The 11,014-nt window shown below is 56.9% G+C and carries 9 protein-coding genes; 4 read left to right on the top strand and 5 right to left on the bottom strand.

Features of this window, described 5'->3' with window-relative positions; translation table 11 throughout:
• Nucleotides 1–549: 549 nt before the first annotated feature.
• A complete protein-coding gene (locus tag MP439_10860; protein MCI2976553.1) occupies nt 550–1,041 on the top strand; it encodes a transposase in 492 nt (163 codons plus the stop codon).
• Between the two features lie 357 nt (nt 1,042–1,398).
• Here the strand turns inward: MP439_10860 and MP439_10865 are convergent, their stop codons facing one another.
• The 4 genes from MP439_10865 to MP439_10880 form a co-directional block, all read right to left on the bottom strand.
• Nucleotides 1,399–2,574 carry an acyl-CoA dehydrogenase family protein gene (locus MP439_10865; GenBank protein ID MCI2976554.1) on the bottom strand — a complete coding sequence of 392 codons (1,176 nt, stop codon included), beginning with the start codon at nt 2,572–2,574 and terminating at the stop codon, nt 1,399–1,401.
• A gap of 191 nt (nt 2,575–2,765) precedes the next feature.
• Nucleotides 2,766–3,353 carry a DUF3501 family protein gene (locus MP439_10870; GenBank protein ID MCI2976555.1) on the bottom strand — a complete coding sequence of 196 codons (588 nt, stop codon included), beginning with the start codon at nt 3,351–3,353 and terminating at the stop codon, nt 2,766–2,768.
• 2 nt (nt 3,354–3,355) lie between these two features.
• Nucleotides 3,356–4,663, bottom strand: coding sequence for a hypothetical protein (locus MP439_10875; GenBank protein ID MCI2976556.1), 1,308 nt, complete (start codon nt 4,661–4,663; stop codon nt 3,356–3,358).
• Between the two features lie 1,088 nt (nt 4,664–5,751).
• On the bottom strand, nt 5,752–6,171 hold the full coding sequence (locus tag MP439_10880) for a rubrerythrin family protein (protein ID MCI2976557.1): 420 nt from the start codon (nt 6,169–6,171) through the stop codon (nt 5,752–5,754).
• 1,010 nt (nt 6,172–7,181) lie between these two features.
• Here MP439_10880 and MP439_10885 point away from each other — a divergent pair.
• From MP439_10885 to MP439_10895, 3 genes are all read left to right on the top strand, one after another.
• Entirely contained in the window at nt 7,182–8,591 is a 1,410-nt protein-coding gene (locus tag MP439_10885; GenBank protein MCI2976558.1) for an FGGY family carbohydrate kinase, read from the top strand.
• Between the two features lie 160 nt (nt 8,592–8,751).
• Nucleotides 8,752–8,940, top strand: coding sequence for a hypothetical protein (locus tag MP439_10890; protein MCI2976559.1), 189 nt, complete (start codon nt 8,752–8,754; stop codon nt 8,938–8,940).
• 513 nt (nt 8,941–9,453) lie between these two features.
• Entirely contained in the window at nt 9,454–9,867 is a 414-nt protein-coding gene (locus MP439_10895; protein MCI2976560.1) for a hypothetical protein, read from the top strand.
• A 406-nt stretch (nt 9,868–10,273) separates the two neighbouring features.
• Here the strand turns inward: MP439_10895 and wecB are convergent.
• Nucleotides 10,274–11,014, bottom strand: a 741-nt coding sequence (gene wecB / locus MP439_10900) for a UDP-N-acetylglucosamine 2-epimerase (non-hydrolyzing) (GenBank protein ID MCI2976561.1), incomplete at its 5' end; no start/stop codon positions are given.

Genomic DNA, 11,014 nt, shown 5'->3' on the forward strand with positions numbered 1-11,014 from the left:
GTACTACACCGCCAGATGTTTGTCACAGCTAGAGCACCTCTTGAGGGTATGAGTGGAATCGGTCGGCCCAAGGGTTTGAGTTTTTAGGAGTTCTCCTGTCAGTTTGGAACCGAGGAGAAGTGTGGTGAAGCGCTCTTCGCAAAGCGTTGGCCAGATGGATTCGTCTGCCCCACGTGCAAAACATTAGGTCATTGCTACCGTCGTTCCCTCAAACAGATCCAGTGCTTATCGTGTCGACACATCACCTCCCTCACGGCTGGCACCATCATGCACCGAACCCGTCTCACACTTCGCCATTGGTTCATGGCCATGTACCTTGATTCTGAATCAAAGCGAGGAATCAGCGCAGTAGAGCTAGCAAAGAAGATCGGTGTCCGGTACACAACTCACGTGGTACGTGCTGGCTAGATTGCGTTCTGCGATGTCCCAACGTGAGAGTAGGTACCTGTGAGACGGGATCGTCGATGTCGATGACCTGTTTGTCGGTGGTGTTGTCCCAGGCAGACCAGGCCGTTCAACCAAGAAGGTTCCCTGCCTTATCGGTGTCACATGGATGAGAAGTTACATCCAAGGTTCATGGCGGTCACCCCTGTGGATGGCTGGGACCAAGACGAGATCGGTCAAAGAGTCCTCACTATGGTGGATAAGCAGGCAATCGTTGAGACCGATGGTATGGGAGGCTTGAACGCCCTGGGTCACTTGGGCTATCAGCATCTGCGTACGATCTCAGCACACCTCGGCGAGGATGAGCACTTCTCCCCAGTCCTACACACCCAGATTTCCAATCTCAAGACAGTACTTCAAGGGACCTTTCACCGCTCACCGTCTCGTGAGCACCTTGGCTCCTACCTAGATGCGATCTGTTTCCGGTTCAATCGACGCAATGTGAGGACCGGCGTCATGGATCGTCTCATCAACGCGGTTGCGTTGAGTTCACCAGCGCTACTCACCTCAACATATCCCTGCCAATCTCACCCCATTCGCACTAGCAACGTGTCCGCATACAGCCTCTCAGGTGCGCCAATACCTTCTCATGCCTGAAAGTGGCCAATGCACCCACGACATTACATGAGAAACAGACTATCGGCGCCGGTGGCACCCGACGATACTGGCCACGCCCTGCTGCTAGGCAGTATCTCGTAGTACTCAGCTGGATATGCAGATAAATGTACATGTATTTTGGAGCGGCCCTGTGCTGGGTTTGACACGGTGGTGAGATGATGACGGTGCCAACGACACTGTGCTGATGGCCACCGCGTTGTCGTGGTCGAGAGGGTATTCGTGATAGAGCTGGTGAGGTTGGCGAGACGGTGGCAAGCAGAGCGGCACGCTGGAGCTCACAATCGACCTGATACCGTAGGGACTAGCGATGCCGGTAGAGATTGGTGACGCTGGTGGCTAATCCCACCACAGGTCGCCGCGCAGCACCCCTTGCCCGATGAGACCGAGCTGCACCTGCGTGGTTCCTTCAACGATCGTGAGCTGCTTAGCATCCCGATAATACATCTCCGTCGGGTGATCCTGCATATAACCTGCAGCCCCCAACAGCTGCACCGCCAACGACGAGGCTCGCACGGCCATCTCGGTGGCATAGTACTTAGACATCGAGAGGAAGGGGACGAATTCACGGGTGAACTCGCCACGGTCCGCCATCCATGCCGCCCGATAGGTCAACAGTCTGGCGGCTTCGATCTCGGTTGCCATCCTGGCAATCTCCCATTGGATACCCTGGAAGTCAGCGATGGTGTGGCCGAAGGCACCCCGCTCCTTGACGTAGTTCACGGCATACATAAGGGCTCCTTCAGCAAGACCGAGCCCTCGGGCAGCGACGATGGGACGCATCGAGTTCAGCCCCAACATGGCGAGCCGAAACCCACCAACCTCACCGATGACGTTCTCGGCCGGCACATGCACCGACTCGAGCAGGAGCTCACCGGTGTCTACACCCTTGACACCCATCTTCTTGTCGACCCTTGGCACCGAAACCCCTTCGAGGTTGCGATCAACGATAAACGCGGTGATGGAGTCGTGACGGCGAGAGGCCGGGTCGCCTGTCTTGGCAAAGACGGTGTACCAGTCGGCCTGGGCAACCCCGGAGATCCACACCTTCGAGCCGGAAAGGATCCAGCCACCCTCAACCTTTGGGTCAGGAATAGCGGTAGTGCGCATCCCGGCAACGTCGGAGCCCGCGCCGACCTCAGAGAGACCAAAAGATGCGCGTTGTTCTCCGCTAGCAATGCCTGGAAGATACCGCTGCTTTTGCTCCTCCGAGCCTGCGATCATCACCGGGCCCGTGGGGAGTCGAGAGAGCAACAGCATCAACGCCGCAGTGTTCGAGTACTTGGCGACCTCTTCGATCGCGATGGTGAGCCCGAGAATGCCTGCCCCAGATCCTCCGTACGCTTCTGGAATGCAGAGCCCGAAGAGGCCGGTCGTCCCAAAGAGCTCGAAGAGATCCTGGGGGTACTCACCAGTCAGATCGATCTCACGCGCCCGAGGCGCCACCTTCTCCTTGGCGAGACGGCGTACCGTATCGCGAAGCTGGGTGAGCTCCTCGTTGAACTCGAAATCCACTGACTACCTCCCTCAATTGACTCGAACTATTAGACCGTTACACCACCATGAGCGGTGCACAGCCTTGGCGACCAAAACCTGTAAGACCATCCTCGCATAACGCGAGTGCGTTCGCAACATTGACCAAAGGGCCAAGACCACCTGTGGTGGCGTGATGCTCGATCACAGGGATCGAGATATCCCACCCCTGGCTAGCCTATTTGCCAATCATCGACGAGCGATCGCTTGAGCTCGTCACCTAACACCACGTCGGCCTCGTAGGAGCTGTGGTGCACGATCAGGTGCACCTCACGATCGAGTAAGGCGTTGGCCACTTGGTCTGGTATCGCAAAGCGTAGGTAGTGCACCGACGCCGTCACATCCGATCGGGTGAGCTGCTCTTCGTGTGAGGCTTCAAGCTTCCCAGGGATGACGACCGTGTCGACCAACAGCTGCAGGCTTCGCTCCACCCCTGCGAGCTTGGGCAACCACTCCTGCAATTCGGTCTTGGTGGTGAGCTCGACAAAGAGCGTCGCGACGAGTTCATTCTTGTTCGGGATCAACTCGTTGTAGACATCGAGCTCCGCTTGGATGTCCTCATCACGCATCATCCGTTCCGCCCGAGCCATCTCCTGTACTTGAAAGCGCATCGTGAGCTTGTTCTCAAACACCACCGAGATCATCGGCCCGAGAGCTACCCGACGCAGCCTCTTGAGATCGATCACCTCTTGGCGCAGCTGGCTTCGAACCTTCTCGTAGGCTCGAAGATCAAGAATGTCGTCAATGGTAAGCGTACGCATGATTATTGTCCTTTCAATGGTGGTTGGTTCTCAAGGCCCATCAACCGTCGAGTTAACGAGATCGGGTGCTCCACTCTAACGCCGAGGGCCTCATCGATTGCGGTATTGGCCAGGTGACAGTCCCCTACGACCGTCGTCGAGTTAGTCTTGGCGATCTGGTCAGCGAGGGACTGGGTCATCTTTCGTGATGAGGTCGCGTTCTCACTCCGGTATCCCCATGTTCCGTCGATACCCGAGCACTTGGCGACAACCCGGACCTTCAGACCAAGCTTCTTGAGAAGATCGCGGCCCTTCAGACCGACATTTTGTGCCTGAGTGTGACAGGCGGCATGAAACACCACCTCCTCATCCATGGTGCCCGACCCAAGGCTCATGGAACGATCCTTGCGCATGAGATTGACCAGGTACTCGCTCGGATCGAAGGTGTGCTCAGACACCCGATCAGCCTGCTCGCCAGGGACATACATCGGATAGTCGCGCTTGACGACATAGGCACAGGTTGGCTGGGCAACGATGATATCTTTGCCTTGGCGGACGACCTCATCCAGGCGTTCGACGTTCGCTCGCGCTTGACGGGTGAACTCGGCCACGTTTCCCTGATGTAGCCAAGGGGCACCACAACACTTGACACCCTCTGGAAGTGAGCAGACGATGTCCTGACTCTCAAACACCGTGGTCACATCGGCACCGATTTCTGGGGACATATACTCGATGAAGCAGGTAGGAAAGATGGCCGCCTTGGCCCTCGGGGTAGCAATGAAGCGTGGCAGTCGGTCCTTGAACCAGCGAGAAAAGCGCACTTTGCCGTAGGTTGGCAGTAGCCGTTGACTCGAGACGCCAGCCACCCGCTCCATGACCCGCCGTATCGGCGTGTTGGGACGAGCGACAACAGGGTTGACCAGACCCGAGATCGACTGGTTGATGGAGCCAACGAGATCGGTGCGGGCTAGCACCTGGTCAGTGACCCGAGCGCGCAGGTCACGCTGGTGTCCGGCAGTGCGAACAGCTTGGGCTCGCAACATAAGTCGCGGAAAATCAAGCGCCCATTCGTGCGGCGGGATATAGGGGCACTTGACGTAGCAGATCTTACAACCAAAGCAGGCATCAACGACCGCATCCTGCTCGGACGCGCTAAGGTCTGCGTGTTGTTGATCCTTCGAGTCGACGAACTTGAACAACATGGGGAACGAGTCACAGTAGTTGAAGCACATCCGGCAACCGTGACACAGTTCAAAGACCCGACCGAGCTCCTCACGCAGGTCGGTCTCGTCGTAATAGGTGGGGTCATTCGGGTCGTAGATGGTTGTCACCTGCTGCTACCTCGCTTCCATAGATCGTTCAGTTATTACAGACTTCTTTGGCCAACCCGAGAGCCTGCCAACGAGTTTCTCCTGGGTCGGGTACTCAAACACTTGGGTAAACGTTGTTGGCACACAATCGGGTCGCCTGCCTTTGCCGTCTCATCAGTGGATACATTCTGGTGACCACACCTTCCCGTCTCAATCATCACCCTAAAGGTTCCACCGATGTGGCCGTCGCTTCCCGATCGCATCCAAGTCGGCCCAACGGGCCGCAACCGAACAGCGGGCCAACCTCGCGATGCAGGCACCATGGCCAGTGAGTAGCTTCGCACCTTGGAGACGATGAGACCCCAGGACACGCTCAACGGGCCGTCTGATGAGACACAATCTCACCCAAACAACGTTCAAAGTACGAGGCGCTGATCGTCAACGCGCGACCCCTCAGCGGTGCGACCATTGCATCGACGGTAAGCCCTTGACGATATCTCACCTCACTGTGCTCTACTGGACCACGTCATAGCTAACTATGCCCATCGCTATCGTCGATGCTTACCCACCTCCGATCACGCAAAAACCGTCCAGTTTGCGTCGTCACACCGTCTGAGTAATCCAATCCGTGAGCCGACTCCACACCACTTCCCTGGCGATGGGTCCACAGCCTATCGGTCCAATGAGCACCGCTCCATTTGGAACCGTGCCATTTATCACGAACCCCGATGCCGAGAAAGCTCATGTGTCACAAGTGCACCCTTTGGTCGAAGCAATACCAATGGTGTCACACCAGTCACCCTGGGCTCGCTCACTGTGGTGGCTTGCGAGCGGAAAGGGTGTCGATTATCGCTGACAGAGCGATCTCCACGAACATGTAGACGCTGGCGGTCAATGTGCAAGTCCGGTCCCTCGTCGAGCGAGGAGCCTCAACGCCGTATCAACAACCGAGCAGCCCAAAAGTTACGTAAGCCAGAGTGAGCTAGCTGGCCGTTCCGGGAGGAGAGTGCTACCTTTCACCACCGATGAATCCCCAACGCCCTCTGAAGAGGGCGTTGGGTAACTCACTACCAAGGAACATGGAACGGCCCCGACTGACGGACGCTTGTCTAGGCGAGCGCCTCGAGACCCTGACCAAATCGGCCGGCATGGCTCTTCTCGGCACGGGCGAGTACCTCGAACCACTCGGCGATCTCGTCAAAGCCCTCGTCACGAGCGGTCCGTGCAAAACCTGGGTACATCTCTGTGTACTCATAGGTCTCACCCTCGATCGCCGAGCGGAGATTGTCCTCGGTTGCACCAACCTTGGCCCCGGTGACCGGATCGCCAACCTCAGCCAGGAAGTCGAAATGACCAAACGCGTGTCCGGTCTCTCCCTCGGCAACTGAGCGGAACAAAGCGGCGACGTCTGGGTAGCCCTCGACGTCCGCCTTCTGCGCAAAGTAGAGATATCGTCGGTTCGCCTGGCTCTCCCCGGCGAATGCCTCTTTCAGGTTTTCCGCAGTCTTTGATGTTTTCAGCTCCGCCATTGTGTGCTCCTTCTATTTTCTATCAACATGGCTCGCGCCCGTAGGCACGGCTCCACACCCTCACGTCTCACGATGGTCAACCTGATTTGCTACGATCCTGATTCCCAAAGAACCGACAAAGCTAGAACAATTCCAGCTTTGGAAGATCTCCAACCTGTTGACCTCTTCGATTCTAGCCGCCGGTACACCCACCCCTTCACCACCAGACCGAGCCTGTCTACGCGCGATACTTGCACCCGACAGACTGCGCCCGATAGTGGAGCGTTCGACCGGGAATGAGCACGACACCGCAACACCATGCCGTGCTCAATCGCCAACGTGTCCGCGGGAACCAGCTGACCCGGTTGCGCCGGTTGATCGTTATCGCTACTTGTTGCCTCTCATGAACACATCCTCTCAGCGATGCGCATCGTCGGATGGCTGGCCTTGCGAGACGACTACCAACCTGGCCTATCTCACGGGCACATCAAAGACAGGCAGGTCGCCACCTGCAGCAACTGGTAAACAATGCACAGCGACCACCCGTTTGGGGCTTGCTACGATCGCCATACCCTGACAACGACGTTCATCGAGATGCTTGGCAGGATATTGGGCTTCGCTGCGATGGTCACCTGGCCCACTTAGACCCACTCATCGTACGAGAACGGCTAGTTTGTCAGCGTGCATGCTCAAGCAACACCGGGCCAATCGAGTGCTCCAGCAGACTCATCGACGAGCACCCACTTGGCTTCTCATGAGGACACCACGGTTCAAGGGCTACCCTTCCTCAATGAGACGGCGATACCTCATCAAGAACAACAAAGTCAACCGGGTTCGACTGGCTCGCGTCCAGCAAAACTTCACGGGCTGCACACGAGCATGCGCACTGTATCGCCATGGCCGATCAGGGGTAGCCAGTTCGCCCCGGGACCCCCGTGTCTCACCACTCATCGACGAGATGATCCAGGCAAAGAAAGGCTCGCACCAACCGCTAAGGCTTGCCGTCACGTCGAGGCATCAGGGGTCAACAAATGGAACGTGTAGCCGTCCTTGACGTTGGCTCGAGTTCGATACGGGCATCCATCATTGATGAGACCTTCTCGATAACTGCCAGCTTGTCCGCAACATTACAGGTGATGCGAGATGGAACCGCCAACGTCACCTTCGATCCTATGGAGCTCCTCACAACAGCCAGTTCCCTCCTCGAGGAGTTGGGCAAAGCCGGCTCGTATGACCGTATTGCGATCACCAACCAACGAGCCAGCGTCGTCGCCTTCACCCGCAATCGTGTCCAAGCCGTTGGGCCAGGGATCAGTTGGGAGGATCTTCGAACCGCAAGCCAATGTCTCGCACTTGCACAGCATGGTGCGACGTTCGCCCCAAACCAATCGGCGACCAAGTTCACCTGGCTTATCAACGAGTTCGGCTCCGAATACCCAGACCTCATGGTCGGCACCATCGATACCTGGTTGGCCTTTGGACTGAGTCAAGGAGCCTCAATCGCCACCGACGCCACCAACGCCGCGATGACCGGTCTTGTCAATACCTCAGGTCGACAATGGGACCTGGCACAGCTCGAACTCCTCAACCTCACCCCCAATCAACTCGCACCGATCGTCGATGTCGTCGCCGATCGTGGAACCTTCCTCTCACCCCATGGCCCCGTGCCCATCACCGTGACGATCGCTGACCAGCAGGCCTCACTGGCCGGTCAACGGCCACGTGCCAAGGTGACGCTCGGCACCTCAGCGGTGGCCGACATCGAACTCGATGATCGACATCCAAGATTCGTCCGTCGCGGCCCATCTGGCACCTTTCCAATCGTGACCGATGCCTCGGCTGGTCAAGCGACTTTTGGCATGGAGGCATTTTGGATGAACGCAGGCTCGGCCATCGCATGGCTCGAGCGCAATGGCCTGCTCGCAAGCGCCACTGAAGCTGAGGCAATCGCCCAAAGGGCCGAACGATACGCCATACCTACTGTCATCCCCGCCCATTCTGGCATCGGCGCTCCAGTGTGGGACTTTGGCGGACGCTGCGTCATTGGGGATCTCGTCCCCGACGCCGGCCAACCGGAGATCGTTCACGGCTTTCTCCTCGGTATCGCCTGTGCAGCGGCAGACCTCATCACGGCCATCGCCGACGATAGTGGGCAACCCTTGTCATCGATCGGTCTCGATGGCAAGGTCGGGACTAACGCAATCGTCAACTCGGCGCTCGCATCACTGACGTCAGCCCCTGTCATCGCCTCTCCCACCGCCGAGGCCACTACGCTCGGCGCAGCCCGCTTGGCCTTTGGGCTTACCAAGAACACCCTGCCCACTGGAGCAATCATTGAGCCTGGTGACCGTGACTTCGCACGCGCCTATCATGAGCGCTATCACGAACACATGGAACTTGCCAAAGAGGCGTTACCAGCTCTCAGCAAAGTGTCATTCTGAGGATCCATCCCACGTGGGTGCCACTACGTACAAATCGCACGCCAGCTCATTGTGTCCACTCGGGAATCGACCCAAGTTGGGGGCTCCCCTAGGTCTCAGTATCAGTGTGTGCGCGGCTTGAAAAATAAACCAATGAGGGTGAGAAGGCAGAGATGTTGCGATGGCTACCTACGATGAGACGGTGGAGAACAACACAACCCAAGAGGTGACCCTCCCACCAAAGGCAAAGAGACGAGTGCCCTCCCCGAGCTACAAGGCCAGGATCCTAAAGGAGTACGACGCCTGTCCCCAGGGAGGAAAGGGTGCGCTGTTGCGACGAGAGGGACTCCTTGCCTCCCAGATCACTTAAGTGGCGCAAGATAATCCACCAGCAGAGCCAAGAGGCCCTCTCGGGAAAGCGTGGGCCAAAGACCAATCCTCTCCGGGTCAAGGCCAGAGAACTCGAACGCAAGAACGAGAGACTCCGGTCTGAGCTGGCCAAATCACACAAGGTCATCGAAGTCCAGGGAAAATTATCGGCGCTACTAGAAGAGCTCTCGCTAGGGAGCGCCGAGGATCAACAAGAGCCAATCGCGCCATCGTCAAGGCGGTAGGCGAACTCAGGGAGATCGTTGGGCTCGAGGCGGCCAGTACGTGCCTTGGGATCGCACGTTCAAGCTATTACTACCTGGTTGATCCCCCAGTGAGAGAAGCAAAACCGAAAAAGCCAAGCCACATGGAAACGCTTGACTAATCTGGCCCCACCACGATTGACTAATCTGGCCCCACCCTCAACACCACGGTTCATAGGCTTGAAGCATGCGAATTGTTTCAAGAAGTCAGAAAAGGATGTTGAGAGTGGAGCTCTATCAGAGTATCAGGAATGCGGTTAACAAAGAGGGGATGTCGATTCGGGCGCTCGTCCAAGGAGTTCAAAGTCCATCGGCGAGAGGTGCGTCGAGCACTTGCCAGCGCTATCCCACCAGAGCGCAAGAGTGCCCCCAAGGTGCGTCCAAAGCTTGGCGCCTATGAGTCGACGGTACGTGCGTGGTTGACGGAGGACCTAAAGGTTCCAAAGAAGCAGCGACACAGTGCAACGAGGATCTGGCAACGGCTCGTCGATGAGAAAATCTGCACATCCTTAGAGGAACTCTCCACAGATCGCGATCCCGATAGCAAAGTTGACCATTACACGGGCAGAAGGAACTCGGTTGCGGATGCCTCGACGGCCACCACCATCGGCAGCATCCGGAGGCGACACCCTCACAAGCACAGCGTTCCAGACAAGATCGAATAGCCGGTGACGCGTGGGGCATTGCCTATTTGGCACCCGGTATGGCTGTGTGCTGGCACAGATTAGGTCTTACCTGCACGGTATTAGGGCTGGGCCGAGCGAGGTCGTAGTTCTTTAGTATAGCCACCGCACCCAATTGAGGTTATAGTTCCTGCTAAGGGTAGTGTCACACGGCCCACACTCAACCTGGCTCCAATCGGTTTGAAGTTTCGTCGCCAGAGGGTGTGAATAGTTTCAAAGAGCTGCCGTCGTGGTCAAGGTCATGTCGGAGTCCTTCACCCGTCATATTATCTGCTACAGTCCTTACTGGCAGGGTTTCTGGATAGGAAAACAACAAGGTAGAGGAGATGTTGCGTTGCCTCCTCCGTAAAGGGCGCTCTAAATAGCCCGATGGTCGGAGTGTTTGCATCTATGGTGTCGTGAAGGTCTCGTTTTCGCGGGGTTGAAAGTCGGCAGGCAGATCACCATGGTTGAAGTAGTTGGCAATTGCTTGGACGATACGTAGGCTTGCGTTGCCATCTCCGTAGGGGTTGGCGCTAGTGCTCATTCTTTGGTATTCCGTTGGGTCGTCCAACAGCATGTCTACTGATCGGAGAATATCGGGTGGAGATGTTCCGACGAGGATGGCATTGCCTGATGCTATACCCTCGGGCCGTTCGGTTGTCGTTCGCAGAACTAGTACCGGCTTGCCAAGACTGGGAGCCTCTTCTTGGATACCCCCGCTGTCGGTCAAGACCAAGGTGGATATGTTCATGACGGTGCATAGATCGCCGTAGTCGAGTGGGTCGGTGAGAATGACATTGTTCTTCCCAGTTAGCCTAGTGACTAGGCTTTTGCGTACGAGTGGATTACGGTGCATCGGGAGGACGATCAGCACATCTGGTCTTATGGTTGAAATCTGGTCTAGTGTTAGGGCAATGTTGTCCATGGGCTCTCCCCATGATTCTCGCCGGTGGGCTGTGACAAGGATGATTGGGCCAGTCCATGTTTCGATCGGCTTCAGTAGCGGATCTTTGGTGGTGTGGCTTCGCGCAATTCCGAGAAGCAGAGCATCGATGACGGTGTTGCCAGTGACCACGATGCTTTGCTCACGGATGCCTTCGGCAATGAGATTCGCCTTTGCTTGTTGCGTCGGTGCGAAGTTGAGATC

Origin of the sequence: Ferrimicrobium sp., from assembly GCA_022690815.1 — a bacterium.
Lineage (GTDB): Bacteria > Actinomycetota > Acidimicrobiia > Acidimicrobiales > Acidimicrobiaceae > Ferrimicrobium.